14 protein-coding genes are annotated in these 20123 nt (G+C 52.6%); 6 read left to right on the top strand and 8 right to left on the bottom strand.

The window, feature by feature from the left end:
• Positions 1 to 311: 311 nt before the first annotated feature.
• The 3 genes from ypfJ to KOR42_RS23615 all read right to left on the bottom strand — a co-directional run bounded on the left by ypfJ (position 312) and on the right by KOR42_RS23615 (position 3420).
• Positions 312 to 1169: a KPN_02809 family neutral zinc metallopeptidase gene (gene ypfJ, locus KOR42_RS23625; RefSeq protein WP_146512304.1), complete on the bottom strand. Its 858-nt coding sequence runs from the start codon at positions 1167 to 1169 to the stop codon at positions 312 to 314.
• 184 nt (positions 1170 to 1353) lie between these two features.
• On the bottom strand, positions 1354 to 1944 hold the full coding sequence (locus KOR42_RS23620; RefSeq protein ID WP_146512303.1) for a hypothetical protein: 591 nt from the start codon (positions 1942 to 1944) through the stop codon (positions 1354 to 1356).
• Positions 1945 to 2028: 84 nt separating this feature from the next.
• Positions 2029 to 3420, bottom strand: coding sequence for a hypothetical protein (locus tag KOR42_RS23615; RefSeq protein ID WP_146512302.1), 1392 nt, complete (start codon positions 3418 to 3420; stop codon positions 2029 to 2031).
• Between the two features lie 238 nt (positions 3421 to 3658).
• On the opposite strand from KOR42_RS23615, the gene KOR42_RS23610 reads away from it, so the two are divergent.
• Complete coding sequence (locus KOR42_RS23610) at positions 3659 to 4255, top strand: hypothetical protein (RefSeq protein WP_146512301.1); 597 nt, start codon at positions 3659 to 3661, stop codon at positions 4253 to 4255.
• Here the strand turns inward: KOR42_RS23610 and KOR42_RS23605 are convergent.
• The 3 genes from KOR42_RS23605 to KOR42_RS23595 all read right to left on the bottom strand — a co-directional run bounded on the left by KOR42_RS23605 (position 4252) and on the right by KOR42_RS23595 (position 8079).
• Positions 4252 to 5214 carry an SgcJ/EcaC family oxidoreductase gene (locus tag KOR42_RS23605; RefSeq protein ID WP_197441515.1) on the bottom strand — a complete coding sequence of 321 codons (963 nt, stop codon included), beginning with the start codon at positions 5212 to 5214 and terminating at the stop codon, positions 4252 to 4254. The two genes, KOR42_RS23610 and KOR42_RS23605, sit on opposite strands and share 4 nt — an antisense overlap.
• A gap of 524 nt (positions 5215 to 5738) precedes the next feature.
• Complete coding sequence (locus tag KOR42_RS23600; protein WP_146512299.1) at positions 5739 to 6494, bottom strand: PEP-CTERM sorting domain-containing protein; 756 nt, start codon at positions 6492 to 6494, stop codon at positions 5739 to 5741.
• An 829-nt stretch (positions 6495 to 7323) separates the two neighbouring features.
• Entirely contained in the window at positions 7324 to 8079 is a 756-nt protein-coding gene (locus KOR42_RS23595; protein ID WP_146512298.1) for a PEP-CTERM sorting domain-containing protein, read from the bottom strand.
• 770 nt (positions 8080 to 8849) lie between these two features.
• Here KOR42_RS23595 and KOR42_RS23590 point away from each other — a divergent pair.
• Together KOR42_RS23590 and KOR42_RS23585 are read left to right on the top strand one after the other, a co-directional pair.
• Positions 8850 to 9815, top strand: a complete 966-nt coding sequence (locus KOR42_RS23590; protein WP_197441514.1) for an acyl-CoA desaturase — start codon at positions 8850 to 8852, stop codon at positions 9813 to 9815.
• 179 nt (positions 9816 to 9994) lie between these two features.
• On the top strand, positions 9995 to 11869 hold the full coding sequence (locus KOR42_RS23585) for a sulfatase-like hydrolase/transferase (RefSeq protein WP_146512297.1): 1875 nt from the start codon (positions 9995 to 9997) through the stop codon (positions 11867 to 11869).
• A gap of 237 nt (positions 11870 to 12106) precedes the next feature.
• On the opposite strand, the gene KOR42_RS23580 is transcribed toward KOR42_RS23585, so the two are convergent.
• A complete protein-coding gene (locus KOR42_RS23580; RefSeq protein WP_146512296.1) occupies positions 12107 to 12505 on the bottom strand; it encodes a hypothetical protein in 399 nt (132 codons plus the stop codon).
• The gene (locus KOR42_RS23575) at positions 12457 to 13353 is read right to left on the bottom strand and encodes a hypothetical protein (RefSeq protein WP_146512295.1); all 897 of its coding nucleotides are present in this window, start codon (positions 13351 to 13353) and stop codon (positions 12457 to 12459) included. Before KOR42_RS23575 ends, KOR42_RS23580 begins: the two co-directional genes overlap by 49 nt.
• Positions 13354 to 13791: 438 nt before the next feature.
• Here KOR42_RS23575 and KOR42_RS23570 point away from each other — a divergent pair, with 438 nt between their 5' ends.
• From KOR42_RS23570 to KOR42_RS23560, 3 genes are all read left to right on the top strand, one after another.
• A complete protein-coding gene (locus KOR42_RS23570; protein ID WP_146512294.1) occupies positions 13792 to 15159 on the top strand; it encodes a Gfo/Idh/MocA family oxidoreductase in 1368 nt (455 codons plus the stop codon).
• A 197-nt stretch (positions 15160 to 15356) separates the two neighbouring features.
• The gene (locus KOR42_RS23565) at positions 15357 to 18023 is read left to right on the top strand and encodes a PSD1 and planctomycete cytochrome C domain-containing protein (protein WP_146512293.1); all 2667 of its coding nucleotides are present in this window, start codon (positions 15357 to 15359) and stop codon (positions 18021 to 18023) included.
• Between the two features lie 110 nt (positions 18024 to 18133).
• A complete protein-coding gene (locus KOR42_RS23560) occupies positions 18134 to 19525 on the top strand; it encodes a DUF1501 domain-containing protein (RefSeq protein WP_146512292.1) in 1392 nt (463 codons plus the stop codon).
• Positions 19526 to 20123 lie beyond the last annotated feature (598 nt).

Below are 20123 nucleotides of genomic sequence, written 5' to 3'. Positions count from 1 at the left end.
GGTCAGTCAGGTCACTTGGGTACGCTTTTCGAATCGCCTCGGACACCGTGCACTCCTTTGCGTTGATGAACCGCAAAGTGTGAACAAAACCAGACTTTCACAAAACCTCAGTTTCCGGATAGCCTCTAAATGAATCGTTCGTGCTTGGTACTTTTTAAGACTGGTGGACAGATTCTTGAACAACAATGGATTTTCAGTCGGCACAGTTGATCGCGCATCAACGTACCGATTCTACTGATCGGATGTTCAAATCGATCGCTCGATCAGGCCACCGCGATGTCGACATCGAATTTCAGTATGGATGACGAAGACTAGAGTTGGCTATAAGGGATTTCGAACGTATTGCCCGCATTCATGTCACCGCTCTTCAGCCCTTGAACAAACCATCTTGTTCGCTGTTCAGAAGTCCCATGGGTGAAGGATTCGGGAACGACACGTCCCTGAGCCTGCTCTTGTAGACGATCATCTCCGATCGCAGTGGCAGCAGTGAGGGCTTCTTCGATGTCGCCTGGCTCCAGAATCTGCCAGTTTTGTTGAGCGTGGTGAGCCCAGACGCCCGCAAAGTAATCGGCCTGCAATTCGAGTCGGACTGATAATTCATTCGCCTCGACTTTGCTTGATCTTTGCTGGAGGCTCGAAACCTGTTCGCTGATCCCCAAGAGTTTCTGCACATGATGCCCAACTTCATGAGCAATCACATATGCCTGAGCGAAGTCCCCCGGCGCCCCGAGTTTCGTTTTCATGTCTTCGTAGAAACTCAGATCGATATAAACTTTCTCGTCGAGTGGGCAATAGAACGGTCCGGTTGCTGATCCTTGATACCCACATGCGGAAGCAACTTGTCCCGTGAAAATGACCAATGTTGGAGGTCGATACGAGTCGCCTTCCTGTCGGAACAAATCTGACCAGACTTCTTCGGTGTCCGCCAGAACCACTGAGACAAACTGGGCGAGTCGGTCTTCTTCTGGGTCGGTTTCAACAGGCCCCTGTTGAGGTTGCTTTTGCTGCGCCTGCTGCATCTGGTTCATGATCGGGCGAGGATCTCCGCCTGCGCACATGATGATCAGAATCAGGACAAGTCCCAGCATTCCGCCACCTGCAACAACCGGACCTCGCATTGAGCGTCGGTCTTCAATGTTCTCACTTCCGCGACGGCCTTCCCAACGCATTCTCTCGCTCCACTTCATAAACACGAATAAAGACGGGTTGCCGAAATGTCGTTAAGGATTTTCGACAACCCGTGTTGAAATCATCGAGCGATTTGCTCGTTTCTGATGACTCTCCTGAAGGAAGCAAAGAGACGAAAGCTCCGTTCGCTCTTGTGAGTTCAGGAAAGAATTTTCAAACCAATGTCTAGCCGGCGAGGGCGTGGAGTTTTTCCATCAGAGCATCGATTTGTGGCTGAACATGTTCCTGATACAGTTCGTTGTCTTTGACTTTCTCGACGAGTGTCTTGAGATGAGCGGCTCCTGATGCCAGGACGCTCTTCAAGGCGGTTTGAGCTTCTTCAGGCATTTCTGCAAGTTTTGGGCCCCAGCCTTCGACGGTTTCGGTCATTTCAGCGAACTTAGCTTTCGCATTTTCTGCGGATGCTTCGTCAGTGATGCTGGAGAGCGATTCCCCGGCATTTTTGAAGAAGTCTTTGATGTTGGTCAGCATCTCGCTGCCGCCTTCAACCTCTTTGAGTTTCTCGCTTGCCTTGTCCCAGGCTGCGGTGAACTTCTCGCCCATTGCGTCTTTCATATTCTTGGCAGCTTCACCCATTTGAGTGGCTGCATCAGATGCAGATTCGCCGAGTTCGCTGGCGCCTTCCTTCACGGAGTTCTCAGCGTCTTCCATCTGTTTTTGATCACAGCCTGAGATGAACAAAGTTCCGACAGCCAAAAGTGCAAAACATTGTGAAGCTTTGCAAGGGCGTTTTGCGAGCGTAGTCAGTGAGATCATTTCTTCAGTTCCTGGTTAATGACAATGAAATGTCAGCGAAGCATTGTTAGGGAAACACCCTGTCGATGATCGGTGAATGTATTCTTACAGACTTCCCGAATCTTCCTGATCTTCCGGGTAATCCAGACGGACCAGCAGCCAGTTTTCGACGTCATCAGCTCCGTAGTGAACAAGTACCGGAGCTTCGTCTTGCGTCAGATTGTAGAGACCTGTTTCAACAACAATGTTCTCACTCTCTCCGACTCGAACAGCGACGCGTTGCGTCTCTTCGTCGACCCGTCCCTGAATGGTGAATGCCTGATCGGTCTGATTGTTATAGAGCGTCCCGCTGATGATCCCTTCCCGATTAATTGCCAGCTGGCAAACACGAATCGGATTTGCATCATCTTCGGCAGTGGAAACGGCAAACGTACCCAACGGCATCCACTCGGCGTCAGCTGCTTCTTCTTCAGAAGGAGGAGCTTCAACTGTGGCCAGTTGCATTGCGGACTGTGCGAACTCGTCGGCTGAGGCGACTTGCTCTCCGTTGATGTAGACGGTGCTGTTGTCGTAATAGACGTTGCCGCCCTGTCCGTAGTCGTAGTAAACGGGCTGAGACCAGGCAGCTGTCGGAGCTGGCCAGGTGAACCAACTCGTCAAGCTGGCGAAGGTTGGTACGCCCCACCAGTAATTCGCCGGGTAAGAACCAAGACGGTATCCGTAGTGCCAACCACCCCAGTTGTATGAGTGCCTGGACCACCATGTGTTATCAAACCAGTGATTGTGATAATTGTGGTGCCACCAGTTATTGCGGACTCCATTTCCCCAGTTGTTCCAACGCGCAGCCCGTGCTGGGTATCGCGTGTTCCAGTTGTGCATTCCGCCGATCTGGTTGCTCCAGCGGTTGTTGATATTGACGATCTGGTTGTTGTTGATGTTCACCCAGTTCGGTCGATTATTAATGATCGTGTTGTTGCCCCAGTGGACGTTTCCGAAGTCGATTCCTCCCCCCGGTCGCCCTGGGCGATTCGGTCGATTCGGGAAGCGATCATTGTCTCCTCCACCACCTGGGCGATTCGGGAAGCGGTCGTTGTCTCCTCCACCACCCGGACGATTTGGGAAGCGATCGTTGTCTCCTCCACCACCCGGACGATTTGGGAAGCGATCGTTGTCTCCTCCACCACCTGGGCGATTCGGAAAGCGATCATTATCTCCTCCGCCGCCTGGTCTTGGTGGACGTGGTCGATCTCCTCCATCTCCTGGATTGCCAGGGAGAATTGTTGGTCGATCACCTCCGTCGCCCGGTCTTGGAGGTCTGTTGCCTCCCTGTCCGGGTGGACGATTGTCTCCGGGGCGACTGGGCAAGATCGTCGGTCGATCTCCTCCGGGTCGTGGTGGCTGAGTTCCTCCTGGACGAGACGGAAGAGAGACACTTGGTCGGTCTCCGCCAGGTCGAGTGAAACCGGGCTGTGTGCCGGGACGAACTGGTCGGTCCAAGTCGAGAAAGTCTCCAATTCCTCCCGGTGTCGGTCTCGTGCCGGGTCTGCTGCCACTTCCGGGACGGCTTGGTTGAGTCGGGCGAGTTGGACGTGTCCCGCTACCCGGTCTGCTACCGCTGCCGGGGCGATCGGCGAGATCAATTCCGGGACGAGGCGAAGGTCGGCTGCTACTTCCTCCGCCGATACTTGGAAAGCTGGGCCGAGTCGATGGTCGGCTTCCCGAACCGGGACGAGAAATGTCTGGCCGGTTTCCGCTTCCGATGTTTCCGAAGCTGGGGCGGCTTGATCCTGGTCTCGTGCTCGGAGTGGAAGGTCGAGTTGACGGTTTCAATCCGCCGCTCGGTCGACTTGGAATTGACGGACGACTCGGACTTGGCCGAGAAGCGGTCGGACGGTCAAACGATGGTCGTGACGATCCTGATCCCGATCCAAAACTTGGACGCGAAGGACTGGGGCGGGACGAACCAGGGCGAGACGGGCTCGGACGGCTCGGGCTCGGACGACTCACGGATGGTCGGCTGATACTCGGTCGACTTCCCCCGCTGCTGGGGCGACTGTTGCTTGGACGGCTTCCGCTGCCTCCGCCGAGTTTCGGCGTGCTGGGACGAGAGGACGGCCGTGATCCGCCTCCACCGAGTCGGCTTGAACCACCTCCTCCCCGCGAACTCCCGGAACGACTGCTTCCGCCTCGAGAGCTTGAACTGCCTCCGCGACTTCCTCCACCACCGCGTATCCCGATTGCGTACAATTCGGATGTGGAGAATGTCAGCATCACTAAGGCTGCAAGTGCAGCCATTGATCTCTTGTTTGAAAACATGCTGAGCGCTCCTTAGTTCGATTCGTCAGTTTCGCCGGGTACATCAGTTTCGACAGACTCTTCGGCAGGAGCATCCACTCCAGCATCTTCAACTCTGAACATTGTCACGACATCAGAGGCAGGTTGCGGTTCGCCTTCCACTTCCTGCCCGATCACTTGAACGGTGACGGTGTTTTCATCGACGGGAGTTAAGACATATGTGCCAGCTGCGGCATTTCCGTTGGGGAGGGTCTGGCTCGATCGAATCAACCACTTTTCGCCGTTCTTCGACCAGACTCCGTCGCCAAAAGAACCGTCTGAATTGAATGTCCAGGAGCGGATTTCACGGCTGCGAGGATCCCATCCGATGACTTGTGTCCCTTCCTGAGTGATTCCTTCGTCGTCAATCATGAAGTACGAGCGGATCAAGAAAGCGTTCGAAGGAGACCAGCGGACGTTTGACTCGACCGAGGCGTTTTCGCCTTCATCCACCCAACGACCGACGAACCAGTCGAGTTCCGCCAAAGCATCCATTGGTGATTCCGGGACTGGAACTGGCATTTCCGCGATGGTGTCGATCAACCACTTCCCGTCTTGATGAACGAGAATGGCTGTGAAGCTTGATTCCGTTGGAGGAAGCCCCGGGATGACAGCGGAAGTGACTCCTTCAGCATGTGCCACTTGATCGCTGATCATTCGAACGCGCGAAGTGCTTCCACTCAGTATTAAGTCCGGATTCTCTTCGAAAAGATTTCGAAGGTCCTCAACAATCACAGAGCGACCGGACAGCTGTTCGCCGGTATCTCGATTGACGTACTCAGCATCCTCAGTCCAGAATTGCCCGACTCTTTCAACATCCTGTTCGTTGAAGGCAATGACGTAGGACTTCAGCGATTCTCGAACAGAAGCTTCATCCGCGACTGCGACTGATCCGACCAAAGTAAAACCGAACGCTGCGACGACTGCGCAGCAAGACGATTGAAAGTTGCACCACATGGGCTTTCTCCGGATAGGCATCATTGTCGTCGAGACAAGATTGATCGGTGTTGAAAAGTAAATCCGAAATGGATTACGACCACATCTCTTGTTTGAAGAAACAGGAAAACTCAAGTGAGGCAGTGCGAATTCCATGACTGCCTGCCTGATCTCGGTCAATGCTTGAATCGACATTCCCCGAGACGAGAGCACTCCTTGCCCTATAGAGTTTGTAGTCTGCTTCCGTCAAAGACGAATTGCAATAGTCCGGAGAGATTTTCTTCGCTGCGCATTTTTCGATTCATGTTGCTTTCATTTCGAGTCCTTGGGAGGGCTCAAGCATCAAGTGAAGAGCGACGGCGGCGTTGTTTGGACAACTCAAGGAATGTTGGCGGAATTCCAGGAAATAGTGGGTAAGACAGAGAAGAGGTGCGGGTTGTGTTCAGCGCAAAAAAAAGCACTCAGTCCATTTCTGAACGGAGTGCTGAAATGCTTCAACGAGATGTTCAACAAGAGAAGCAATTGATTCCGAGAGTTATGCTTTGTCAGGATTTCTGGGACGCTCGACGACGGCGACGTTTCAGTGTCTGTGATCCGGCCAATCCCCCAACCGCCATCACGAACAACGATGCTGTCGCAGGTTCCGGAACAGTCAGATTCGGTCCAGCCAACTCGCCCGTGACGAGAATGTTGTCGAATTTGCGACCGTCAGAGCCATGCGGATAGTTGTCGTACTGCTGAAATTTAATCTGCAGATTTCCACTCAGGTCGAGCAAGCTTGAACCAACAGATTCCGCAAACGCAGTCAGATCGACGTTGTAGGTCTTCCAGGTTCCGTTCCATTGATTGAAGTTGACAATGGGAAACCAGTTGACTCCGTTGCTGCTGATCGAAACTCCGTCGGCATTTTTGGAGCCAGTGAACATTCGCGTACCGATTGAGTTTTCTTCGTCGTACGAATCGTAATGTTCGAACGACAGCTTCACGTTCGTCAGCGACAACAGACTGACGTTCACGATCGCTTCGTTCAATGAATAGGTGTTGTTTCCATACTTGTCATCGAGGACCAGCACCCCACCTCGTGAACCTCTCCAGTCATAGACGCGTGTGCGACCTTCATTCGTCGAATTGAATGACCATTCCGCACCAAGATTAGAATCAGCGTCGACGTAGCGTCGACTCCCGTTCAGGTTGTTGAAATTCTGTGAATAGGCCTCGATCTCCAGGCCAGCATTCGCTGTTCCGGTGCTGATCCCGGCACCAATGATTGCGACAGCAAGGAACGTTCTTGTGAGTGACAACGTAACATCTCCAGTTCTTCAAAAGTTGATCAACAGCAGTTCATGCTCCAGCCGTGTACTCATCCCGAGTTTTGAAGCACATGTTTTGGCGAGAGTTCTTGGGGGAAGTCACTCTCAAGCATCTGTGAAGCACGAAGGTAGGTGTGCCGCAGACCCTTCACAAAGACTTTCCCTTAGGGGAAAACCCGAAGTCGCTGATCAAGTTGCTGCAGTCTGCGCAATCCGAAGAACCGTTACTTTCCCGACTCCATCCCAGTCGCCGACTGTAAAATCAGTAGATAAAGGCCTGCATTTCGGGCGAGAATCTGAGGAGGTTGCCCAGTCGTTAAAGCTGATGCAAGCGTTACAGGCTCCCTGGATTGTCAGCCAATGTTGCGGAGTGAAGACGCGTTGACACTGGGAAACGTCGCGATGTGAGAAAAAACTTGACAAGTCCAGATTGCATACGGCGGCGATTCTCAGTTCTTAAAGGACGCGCTCATCGAGTGGATGTCGAAGCAGTCGTCTGCAGAGAGCAAGCGTTCGGGGCGCTTAATCGTCCGGAGCGATTTTCCTCTTCACGGATACTTCGATTCAAATTGTTTCACTCGATTCAATGTGAAGGTCTCCGCATGAGTTGATCTGCAAAACGCAGGCCCCAATCGTCAAGCGATTGACCGAGATTGCCCTGTGACGCGGAGGCTGCTTCGAAAGAGAGGTGTGGCCCCTGTAGTTCACAAAGATCTGCAATGCACAAAAAACACTCAGTCCATTTCTGAACTGAGTGTCTGAAATACGTCAACGAGGTGATCAACAAGAGAAGCAATTGATTCCGAGGGGGGATGGATACTCAGGATTTCTGGGACGAACGCCGATGGCGACGTTTCAGTGTCTGTGATCCAGCCAATCCCCCGATCGCCATCACGAATAACGATGCTGTCGCAGGTTCAGGAACGGTGAGACTGGAATCGACCGTCTCCCCCTTGATGAGAATGTTGTCGAATCCGCGACCATCGGCATTGTATGACCAGTTGTCATATTGCTGGAATTTGATTTGCAGGTTTCCGTTCAAATCGAGCAGACTCGACGCGGCAGACGCCGCGAAAGCAGTGAGGTCAACATCGTAAGTTTTCCATGAGTTGTTAAACTGATCGAAATCGACGATCGGAAACCAGTTCACTCCGTCGCTGCTGATCGAGACACCGTCAGCATTCTTCGAACCCGTAAACATGGACGTTCCCATTGGGTGTTCTTCATCGTTCGCATCATAATGTTGGAAGCTCAGTTTGACGTTCGTCACTGACGAAAGGTTGACATTCAAGATCGCTTCACTGAGCGCATTGGCGCCGTTGTCAACACGATCATCGAGGATCAACACTCCTCCGCGCGATGCGCTCCAGTCACGGACTCTTGCCCGGCCTTGATTCGGTGACTGAAAAGTCCATTCCGTGCCAAGTACTGAACCAGCATCCACGAAAGCTGACGTCCCGTTCAGATTGTTGAAGTCCTGTGAGTAGACTTCAAGCTCGAGCCCGGCGTGTGCAGTCCCAGAACTGATTCCGACGCCAAAGATGGCAACTGCAAGTAATGCTTTTGTGAGTGACAAGGTGCCCTCTCCTGCTTTTCTAAAGTCGATTGACCACAGTTGCTCTTCAGGGGATTCGAGGATTCCGATGACGTAGACTGATGGGGCTCTAGGGGGGTTTAGTCAATTTACACTAGTGCTGGTTGACGAAACTAGGTGAGCTGCGGACCCGTCTCAAAGAATTTCCATGGAAGAAAAATCGGTTTCGCAGTTCAATTTGTTGCAGTCAGTGGAATCCGAATAATCGTTATCTTCTGCGCAGACTTCCACTAGGTGAGTTCTCGATCAGTTGGAAAAGACCTGCCAGAAGAAAGCGAGTCGGCATAATTGATGTTGCCAGCAAATCCGAGACGACTGACATGACAGACAGAAACGGATCGTGGATGTTGCCGTCGGGAACCGTGTTGAATTGCGGAAACGCGAAGCGGCGATCGTCCACTTGACAAATTGGAAATGCGCGGATCACTCCTCGCCCAAAGCGCAGCCCTGTTTCAATTGGACTCATTCTCAAGGGCTGTTGAGCCTCTACGACAACAATATCTGACCGGAAAACGATTCGAATCGGGCTGTCTCAGTTGGTGTCTCGGTCGAGCGCGATTTGTTGACCGCACAGGTAACTTCAGCCTCACAGAACGTTTTTGAACGGCGGAAAATCGAGGGACTCAATTGGAACCGACGTTCGATTCCACTAGAACTCTTCTACGACTTTCATTGGTTTCGAGATCACTTCAACATGAGCCGCACCAAGTCTTTGAAGTGAGACAAGTCACGCCTCAATGAGGAACTGTTTGATGCTGCAGAAGGATGCTGCACCACAAGAACTGGATTCGATTGATACCACTCAACAATTCAGGACTGCAGACTATTCGAGTGATGTTCCTGTTCCGACAGGCTGGTCCGCGATCGACTGGAACCACGCAGGCCCTTACATCGTGCTGCACCTGCTCTGTTTCTCCGTCTTTTGGGTTGGAGTCAGTCCGATTGCGGTAATCGTGTTTCTTCTCACGCTATACGTGCGTGTGTTCGCTTTGACCGGCTTCTATCACCGCTATTTCTCACACAAAGCCTTTCAAACCTCTCGTGTTGTCCAGTTCATCGGAGGAATGGTTGGCTGTATGGCGGCTCAGCGTGGACCGCTCTGGTGGGCTTCCCATCATCGGCACCATCATCGTCGGTCAGATCAGCCAGCCGATGTGCATTCGCCGCGCCATCACGGTTTTTGGTGGAGCCACATGTGGTGGTTCTTGACTCCTGAAAACTCAGAAACCGACGAACGCGTGATCAAGGACTGGCTCAAGTTTCCGGAACTGAGATGGCTGGAGCGATATCATATGCTCCCGGCAGTCGGATTGAGCCTTGCGATGTTTGGTCTCGGAGCAGCCCTTCAGAAGTGGGCACCTTCGATGAATACCGGTCCATGGCAAATGCTAGTCTGGGGATTCCTGCTTTCAACGATTGCCCTGTACCACATCACTTACTTCGTCAATTCGCTCGCCCATGTCCTGGGAACGCAACGTTTCAGCACCGGTGACGACAGCCGCAACAACTGGCTGATTGCACTGATCACGTTCGGAGAAGGCTGGCACAACAACCACCACTATTATCAGGGATCTGCCCGGCAAGGTTTCTATTGGTGGGAAATTGATATCACCTATCTGATTCTCAAGTGCCTCGAAAAACTCGGTCTCGTCTGGAAACTCAAACAGGTTCCGGCTGAAATCTTGGAAGAGGGACGAGTTGCGAAGTCGAAAGCCTGAAACGGCATCCGTTCTTTTTGTTTCGCAATCGATTGTCGTCGCGGGCGAAGCTCTTGCCGCCCACAGAAGCTCGATCTGCACTCGATGAGCGAGTGATTTAACCAAGTCGCTTGCGTTGGCGGTTTCGTATCTGCATGATTCGAGATCGACATTTGCTTATTGATAGATCGGATAGAAAAATGATGCGTTCCTCGATCATTTGCTTCGCGTTACTCGCCTTCCTCACATTTCTTCCCGAGCCACTCTCCGCTCAACAGCCCAACATTCTTTGGCTGACCGCTGAAGACATTGGCCCGCATCTTGGATGCTATGGAGACGACTACGCCGACACTCCTCATCTCGATAAGTTTGCCGAGCGCAGCTTGACCTATCTCAATGCCTGGTCCACAGCCCCCGTCTGTGCTCCAGCAAGAACAACTCTCATCTCCGGAATGTACCCTCCCAGCACCGGATCTGGGCATATGAGAAGCCTCACCAACCTCCCGGAAGGCTTCCACATGTATCCTGTCTACATGCGCAACGCCGGTTATTTCTGCATCAACCCACACAAAGAAGACTACAACCTTGCCAAAGAAGGAGAAGTCTGGGATGCCGTAGACAAAAGGAACCCATGGTCAAACTTGAAGGAAAATCAGCCATTCATGGCCGTCCTCAATCAGACAAACACACACGAGAGCAAAATCCGAACACGTCCTCATAAGCAAGTGCATGACCCCGCTGGGGTCCGTGTTCCTGCGTATCACCCCGATACACCCGAAGTCAGACAGGACTGGGCGCAGTATTACGACAACATCACGAAAATGGATGAATGGTTCGGCGAGCAAATTGCCGAACTGGAACGGCAAGGCCTCGCTGACGACACGATTGTTTTCTTCTACGGAGACCACGGATCGGGCATGCCCCGGAATAAACGCTGGCCCTACAACTCCGGACTTCGCGTTCCGCTGATCATTCATGTTCCCGAGAAGTTTCAAGGTCTTGCACCGACAGACTACATGGCAGGCGGCAAATCTGAACAACTCGTCGGGTTCATCGATTTCGCTCAAACCATTATCAGCCTCGCTGGCGCACAACCGCCAGAACACATGCAGGGCCATCCGTTCATGGGCGCATTCGCTGACCCTCCGCAGGAATACGCATACGGATTCCGAGGGCGAATGGATGAGCGCTACGACATGGTCCGCACAGTCCGCAGCAAGCGATACATTTATCTCCGGCACTACATGCCCCATAAGGTTTATGGACAGTACATCGATTACATGTTCGTGACGCCCACGACTCGTAAATGGAAAGAACTCTTCGATGCTGGAGAACTGACCGCAGCGCAAAGCCTCTTCTGGCAGACGAAGCCATTCGAGGAACTTTATGATCTCGAAGCGGATCCCGACGAAGTCAATAACCTGGTTGAGTCTCCCGAGCATGCAGGAGTCCTCGCGGAACTGCGAAAAGCTCACGAGGACTGGGTCTTCGATGTCAAAGACGTCGGTTTTCTCCCGGAAGACGAACTGCACAACGCGTGGCCGAACCTGACTCCTTATGAAATCGGACACGCAGGACCAGAGATCTTCCCGATTAAGCGAATCCAAGCTGTTGCAGCATCGGCAGCTTCTCAAGATTTGCAGGAAATCCCCTTCCTCGTCGACATGCTCAGGGACGTCACCTCAGCGGTCCGGTACTGGGCAGCCATGGGCCTGCTGATTCGCGAATCAACCGGTGTCTCCTCTGCCCAGAAACGCCTCCGCCGAATGGCCAGACAAGACCCCTCTCCCAGCGTGCGAGTCATCGCAGCTGAAGCTCTCGGCCGCTACGGAGACAAGCAAGACGTAAGGATCGCGCTCAACACCCTGATCGAATGCGCCAACGCCGAAAACCACGGAGCATACGTCGCCATGCTCGCCCTCAACTCCATCGACTTCCTCGACGACCGCGCCGCTCCGATCAAATCCAAAATCGAAAACCTCCCCCAAAAAGGAGACTGGACCCCCGCCCGAGGAAACTCCTACGTCCCCAACCTGATCAAAAAGACCCTCGCGGATCTCAACGAACAACGATAGGAGTTCAAATTGAGTCAAGAGAACGACAAACTACGAGCATATGGATTCATCTAAAAATCACACAGGAAATGGTCGCCGTTTAGAAACGAGAAACTTCTTGGCGAGTTCCGCAACGCTGCTAAACATCTTCTCGATTTGCTTAGTCGTGCTTGCGGTGACTCTCGCAGTAACTGAGTCGGTGATTCCAGGACTTGTAATCGGAGCTTATGTGTTAGTCATTGATGTTGTCTTGCATTGTCAGTGCGAGCCGCTTTGTTGTTTGCGGATGGTGGCGGAGCGGATGATGAATTCGGATTCCCAGCTTCCGAAGAAGAGTTTTGGTTTGTCGACTTTCCAGAATTGTTTGCGGACTTCGAGGGTGGAGGGATCGCCGGTCCAGTCGACGAGAGTTGTGTTGTCGCACGTGACGTGAATGGAGTTGGGGGTGACGTTGATCACGATGTCTGCGGGATTCGAACTGAGGAACGAACCGGTGACTGCGTCTGAGCGCTGATCGAGTGATGCTCCGGCGATTGTTCCGAGTCCTGAGATGTTTCCGCCGATTCCGTCGATCACCAGCAGTCCCATTGAGTCGCCGATCGGAAGACCTACGTTGAATGATTCGTTTCCGAATGCACGCTGAACACGCAGGTGCATCTCGTACGACTCTGGTGCCTCGACCGGAATTGAGAGAATTGCTGCCTGAGTCTGCGGAGGGCTGACAATTCCTCCATCGAAATCGATCCAATCGCCGACTGAGAAACAGTGAGAACGTTGATTCGCTTCAGAAGGTCTGTTTCGCCTTCAGGCAGCGTCTTTGTTCGGGCCACATCTGATGCTGGTTTCGCGTAGGAGATGGACTCGAAGAATCTTTTCGCTCGCGGAGCGCTATGGGGTGTCCAGGTCGCTTCAAGGATTAGAAGAGTCTCTTCAATCAGGAACAAGCGAGCCCGGGCTTGGAGATTGTTGGCACCTGTGACCGTGATGTCCCGATAGGGAAATGCATTCCAATCTCCCTGTTCATCAGCAACAACCTGTTGATTGGTGAGATCGCTGTTGGCGAGCAGTGAACTGGCGGGCGAATGCATCATGACTGCTTCGAGAGGAGATCCGCCCTGCCCCTGAAAACTGAGGGTTCCGTATGAGAGGAGAAGTCGGTCTTCTGCGTTTTGGGTTCCGAATGAAAACTTGTGCGTCACCGAGAAGAGATTGACGTCGCCGTTCGGAATGATTTGTCGACCTTTGAAGTCTTGCGGAATTTTAAATGAGATTCCTACGGGAAGATGAATCTCCCGAACTGTCTCTCCTGAAAAATTCTTATCACGGACTTCTTTAATCTGGTTGTGTAGCTGTGCTTGCTGGAATCTGTCAAGAAGCTTGGGACCGATCGTCCAGAGCAATCCGCCACCAACAACAACCAGTACGACGAGAGCTATCAGAACCCACCGAAACTGGCCGTTTTGCGAGTGTTTGCGTGAACGTTTCTTGCGTGGCGAGTCCGGCATCAGTTCAGTTCCTTTGACCATTGTTGAATCATTGGTCTGCACTCGATGTGTTTACGAATGCACAAATTACGCAAAACGCATCGGCCAAGCAGGTTTCTATTGTTGATTCGTTGCGAATGGTCTCATTGGCTGCGGCATCTCAAATTGAGAGCGGAAAACATCGAGTTGAGTAATTTTGGCGAACTGTTCGGCGAATTGGAAACGTTTTTGGTGACTCGTCATACACTTGTGCGAGGCCGTTCAAGCGGAGGCAGAACGGGACAGATCTGACCCGATGTGTTGAAAGTCCTTGCACAAGCAGTCAATAATGATCAATCCTGCCTGATTCATCATTCCACCACTGAGCGAGAAGTTTGTGTTGCTGCGGCAATGTTGCCTCGCGAAGTGAGAGTGAGCGTTTCTCATAATTCACGTTCCAGCCGAAAAGGGAAATCCCGAATGACTCTTCATCAACAGACAACCCGTCGTCAATTCCTGCAAGGGACAGCGGCTGCGACCGCCGGATTGCTCGTCCCGTTTGCGAGCCGTTCGTTCGCGTTTCAGTCGCCCAACGAGCGACCTGTCTTTGCAACGATTGGTCTTCGCAATCAAGGATGGGGCATCACGAACAAGTCCTTCAAGTTCGCCGATTTCGCTGCGTTTGCTGATGTCGACGCGAATGTGCTCGGAGAGAATCTTGAGAAAGCCGCCCAGCGACAGGGAAAGAAACCAGACGGTTACAAAGACTATCGAAAGATCCTCGATCGCGACGACATTGATGCTGTGATGATCGCGACACCTGATCATTGGCATACCAAGATCGCCGTTGAAGCGATGCTCGCGGGGAAAGACGTATATTGCGAGAAGCCACTGACTCTTACGATCGACGAAGGGAAACTGATTGAAGAGACTGTCGACAAGACTGGCCGCGTCTTCCAGGTAGGAACAATGCAGCGTACTGAGTCAGGGCAGCGCTTCCTTCAGGCCGTCGCTTTGATCAAGAATGGTCGAATCGGGAAAGTGAAGAAGGTGACGTGCGGGATCAACGGAATGCAAGCATCTCCAGTGATTCCCGAAGTGAAGACTCCCGAGGGACTCGACTATGACTTCTGGCTTGGCCCAGCACCGAAAGTTGCTTATCGCGCGCTCCCGGAGATGCGAGAAGGTTACGGCGGAGGCGTACCGCTTTACAGCAACTGTCACTACTCGTTCCGCAACTGGCATGAGTATTCCGGAGGTAAACTGACCGACTGGGGTGCTCATCATGTCGATATTGCTTGCTGGGCAATCGGAGCGAGCGACACAGGTCCGAGTCGGGTGACACCGCTCGATTACACGCTGCCTGTGGAGTACAAAGAGGGTTACCCTGTCGTTGATGATCAGTACAACGCAGCGACCCAATTCAACATTCAGGTCGATATGCCGAATGACATTGAGATGATCATCACCAGCGAAGGTGACAATGGAATTCTCTTTGAAGGCACCGAAGGCCGCTTCTTTGTCAATCGAGGCAAAATCACCGGCAAACCTGTCGAAGATCTTGAATCCAATCCGCTTCCAGGTGGAGCGATTGAAGAAGTCTACGGCGGACCGGTTAGCGAGAATCACACGGCCAACTTCATCGATGCGATGAACTCCCGCAAACAGCCGATCTCCGATGTCTGGTCTCACAACCGCATGCTTGAGATCTGTCACCTGTCCAACATTGCGATGCGATTGGGACGGGCTGTCAACTGGGATCCAGCAAAGCGAGAAATCGTCGGGGATTCACAAGCCAACACGTTCCTCTCGAGAGAGTATCGAAAGGGTTTCGAGATCGATATGTAATTCCACGGACGAGAGTCATCTTCAATCGAAGTGCTTTCGTTCCACGGAGTTGATTCCAGTCAGGGACCATGACCCGTTGTGGGTGATGGTCTCTGTTTTGGATTGAACTGTTAATTCACCACACATTCGAAGAATTGTCCTGGCGATGTCACGCTCGACTCTGCTCTGGGATGAGTAACGAAGGAAGACCTTCGGGAATGAATCGAACTGGTGCTGTAACGAGTGTTGTACTTCTGGTTCTCTGTTCTCTCACGGCGTTCGTGAAAGCAGATGAGACGCCGTCGAAGGTTCAGGAGCAGCCAACGGCGGAGGAGATTCGCTTCTTCGAAAACAAGATTCGACCGCTTCTGGCGACGCATTGCTACGACTGTCACGGCGAGGAGACGCAGGAAGGCGGGCTGCGACTTGACACCCTCGCTGGCATGCTGCAAGGCGGAAATGCCGGTCCGGCAATGGTCGCAGGCAAACCGGATCGCAGCTTGATCAGCAATGCGATCAGCTACCGTGACAATGACCTCCGGATGCCTCCCGACGAGAGGCTGACAGACCAGCAGATCAAAGACTTGAATCATTGGATCGAGTCAGGGTCTCCGCATCCGGAATCCGGTCAGGTTGGACATGTTCGACCGACGTCAACCATCGATCTCGAAGCGGGACGCAAGCATTGGGCTTTTCAGCCGATCGTCGCCCCAGACGTTCCCCAAATGGAATCATCCATTGAGCCGGGGGATGATAAGTCTTCGGCGAGCACATCATCAACGCGTCAAGTTGCTCATCCGATCGATGCTTTTGTGCTCGCGGATCTGAAGAGTCAGGGACTCAATCCCCTGCCCCGCGCAGACAAGAGTACGCTGATTCGACGAGCGACTTTTGATCTCACCGGTCTTCCGCCGACGATCCAAGAGATCAATGCATTTCTTGAAGATGATTCGGCAGATGCTTTTCATAAAGTTGTTGAGCGGTTGTTGAATTCCCCGCATTACGGAGAACGCTGGGGGCGGCATTGGCTTGATGTCGCGCGCTATGCAGATTCCAATGGGTTGGACGAGAACGCTGCCCACGGAAACGCGTGGAGGTATCGTGACTACGTTGTCCAGTCGTTCAATAGAGATAAGCCGTATGACGAATTTCTCGTTGAGCAACTCGCTGGCGACTTATTAGTTCCGGACCGAGAGCCGACAACCGGCCACGAACAACTGATCGCGACCGGATATCTGGTCATTGGTCCGAAGGTTCTGGCCGAAGTCGACGAAAGCAAAATGGAGATGGATATCGTCGATGAGCAGGTCGACACCGTCGGACGTGGCGTGATGGGGCTCACGCTCGGTTGTGCCCGGTGCCATACTCACAAATTTGATCCGATCGAACATGCGGACTACTACGCTCTCGCCGGGATCTTCAAAAGCACAAAGACGATGGAGACCTTCAAACTCGTCGCCCGATGGAACGAAGTCGCAATCCCGAACGCCGAAGAGTTGTCTCGGCAACAAGCCCACGAACAACTTGTCGCTGAGAAGAAGGAAGAAATCGCTCAACGAGTTGAACTCGCGAAGCGTGAAGTCATTGAGAAAAGAGCTGCTGAAATTTCTCCGACGGATGTGGAAGAGGCTGAGAAACCCGAGCCGGATCCAGTTGAAGAAAAGGAGTTCTCTGAGACAGCTGCTGCCGAGTTGAAGAAGCTTCGGGATGAGTTGAAGAAGCTCGAAGAGGCTGCCCCGGAAATTTCTCATGCAATGGCGGTCGCTGAAGGAACTGTCGCGGACACCGCGATCCATATTCGCGGAAGCCATCTTACGCTGGGCGAGACCGTCGCGCGAGGATTCCCGCGCGTTCTTGTCGGTGATCATCAGCCCTCGATTCCGGAAGATCGAAGCGGCCGACTGGAGTTCGCCCGTTGGCTCACATCGCGAGAGAATCCGCTGACTTCCCGTGTGATGGTCAACCGCATCTGGCGATGGCATTTCGGAAAAGGCATCGTCGCAACGGTCGATAACTTCGGGATAACGGGAGAATCTCCCACGCATCCTGAGCTTCTCGACTGGCTGGCGGCGCGATTTATCGATGATCAATGGTCGATCAAGGAAATGCATCGTCACATCATGTTCTCGGAGACCTATCAACGAGCGAGTCATCCGAGCCAGATCGAGGACGTTGAAGATCGAGCTGAAGCGGTCAATGATTGGGCAATGCTGGTCAAGAAGGACCCCGGAAACAGAAGCTACGGTCGGTTTGGTGTCCGCCGACTGGAAGCGGAAGCTGTTCGCGATGCAATTCTGGCGACGAGCGGAGAGCTCGATCGCACAATCGGGGGGCCTGTGATCAATACGCCGAACAGGACTCTTGTCTTCAACCATACATCTCAGGATGCGACCGCGTACGAGAGTCAACGGAGATCGCTTTATATCCCGATTATCCGAAACCATCTTTACGACATGTTTCAACTCTTTGATTACAGCGACGCAAGTGTGCTCAGTGGAGATCGTGATTCGAGTACAACGTCACCGCAAGCATTGTTCTTGATGAACTCTCCGTTCATGAATGAGATGGCGGAGTCAATGGCTGTTCGAATCTTAGAGTGCGAACTGACAACGGAACAACGTATTGCACGCCTGTTTGAAGAAGCTTACGGACGGTTTCCCACGGAGACGGAATCGAGTGAAGTCATTCAATTCCTTAGGTATTTCGAAGAGGATGATTCACAGGATCCAGCGGAATTCGAGGTGTCCATCGTTTCGACTGAGAACAGTTCAGCCGAAGAGGAGAGTTCGAGCGATTCCAGGAGTGAAGTGAGCAGTCGGCTGAGAGCCTGGCGAGCGCTCTGCCAATCGATTCTTTCTTCGAGTGAATTTCTTTACCTTCGTTAAAGCGAGTTGTTGATTCGATCGGTTTTAATGAGTTATATCTGCTCGCACTTTATTAACGTTCGGTTACAGCAGTCGTAAGTTGCGCGGTGTGAAAGTACGAAAGAGAAGCAATGTTTCTTTCAAGACGGCGAGTTCTTCAGCAATCATCGATTGGTTTCGGCTCCCTTGCGCTGGCTTCGATGCTTTCGAGTAAGGCGCACTCAGGGGAACAGACGCAGAGATCCCATCATCCGCCGCGTGCAAAGCGAGTGATCTTTCTGTTCATGAAAGGAGGACCGTCGCAAGTCGACTCCTTCGACTACAAATCGAAGCTTCAAGAAGATCACGGTAAGCCGCTTCCCTTTGAAAAGCCTCGTGTTCAGTTTGCTCCCACCGGGAATCTGCTTGGTTCCCCGTGGAAGTTCAAGAAGTACGGGGAGAGCGGAATCGCGGTGAGTGAGTTATTTCCGAATGTGGCTCAGTGCGTCGATGATCTCTGTCTGATCAACTCCATGCACGGTTCGAACCCTGCACACGGTGGGGCATGTTTGAAAGTTCATACAGGAAGTGACACCTTTGTTCGCCCAAGCATGGGAGCGTGGATTTCCTATGGTCTTGGGACCGAAAATGAGAACTTACCGGCGTTCATTACGATTTGTCCGACACTGGCACATGGAGGAACGAAGAACTGGGGGGCTGCCTTTCTTCCCGCGAATTTCAGTGGGACACCTCTCGGGCTCGCAAGCCAGTCCTCCGAGCAGGTGCGTGTCAAATACATTCAAAATAGAGAGATGAACTTCAAGCAGCAGCGGGCTCAACTAGATTTGACTCAGTCATTCAACCGAAACTTTCTCGCTTCTGTGGGAGACAATGCTGAACTCGAATCTCGAATTCAATCCTTCGAACTCGCTTTTCGAATGCAAACGGAAATGCCCGAAGCACTCGATCTTGCTTCAGAAAGTGAAAGCACTCACAAGCTGTACGGAACAGATCATCCCGTCACTGCGGATTTCGGTCGGCAGTGCCTGATGGCTCGCCGCTTCGCAGAGAGAGGCGTCCGGTTCATTCAGGTGACGCACAGTAATACTGATGTGCAGTGGGACCAACACGGAAACCTGCGGAAAGGACATGAGCAAAATGCAGCAGAAGTCGATCAACCGATTGCTGCTCTGTTGTCTGATCTGAAGTCGAGAGGGCTCCTCGAAGATACACTCGTGTTATGGGGCGGAGAGTTTGGACGCACGCCGACCTGTCAGGGGGCCGGCAACAATGGGCGAGATCATAATCCGGAAGGCTTCACAATGTGGCTTGCCGGAGGCGGAGTACGAGGAGGCATTCAATACGGCGCCACCGATGACTACGGATACTATGCCGTCGAAGACAAAGTCCATCTTCACGATTTGCACGCGACAGTCTTACACCTGCTGGGCCTGGATCATCTGCAATTAACTTATCGCCATGCTGGGCGAGATTTTCGGCTCACAGACGTCTCCGGTCATGTAGTGACAGACATCTTTGCCTAGACGATGAGCAAAGTCTCTCGGCACTTGAATGAACGCGTTGCAATCAAAGCGTTCCGAGTTTGCTGATGCGAATTGTTTCAAGCCAGCGAGAGGATCGCACTCGAATCGGGAGTGTTTCGGATCGCCCTTCGAATTGACTCGATAAGGCATCTTGCGCAGATGAAGTGCCCTGTCCGCAATGCGCCTTGCAGTCGCTACCAATCAACGCGTTGAAGAACGCTTCTCTCCCCTCGCTCCGTCGAGAAGAGAAACACGTTTTGAGCGCTTCGCATTCTGTACTTCCCCGGAGACCATTTCCGGAAGTGATTGTGTTGATCCTGGCAGGGATTCCGTCACCTGATGTGTCGGTATCCGGAATCCCCACTCAGTCGATCTCAACAACTGCGAGGCCATTCCGACGCAGAGTTGCGAATGGTTATGGCGTGCTCCCCATTTTCTGATCCAGATGTTATGAGAGTCAACCGACCGATTTTGGTTCGAGGAGACTTTGATGACGAAGCGACGACGACGTAAGCCTGAGCAGATTGTGAAGCTGTTGCAGGAGGGGCAAGCGATGTTGGCGGCAGGAAAGTCGCTGGCTGAGGTGTTGCAGAAGCTG

The organism is Thalassoglobus neptunius (assembly GCF_007859735.1).
GTDB classification, from domain to species: domain Bacteria; phylum Planctomycetota; class Planctomycetia; order Planctomycetales; family Planctomycetaceae; genus Thalassoglobus; species Thalassoglobus neptunius.
Note: the sequence above shows the minus strand (reverse complement) of the source record. Positions and strands in the feature narration are given on the sequence as shown.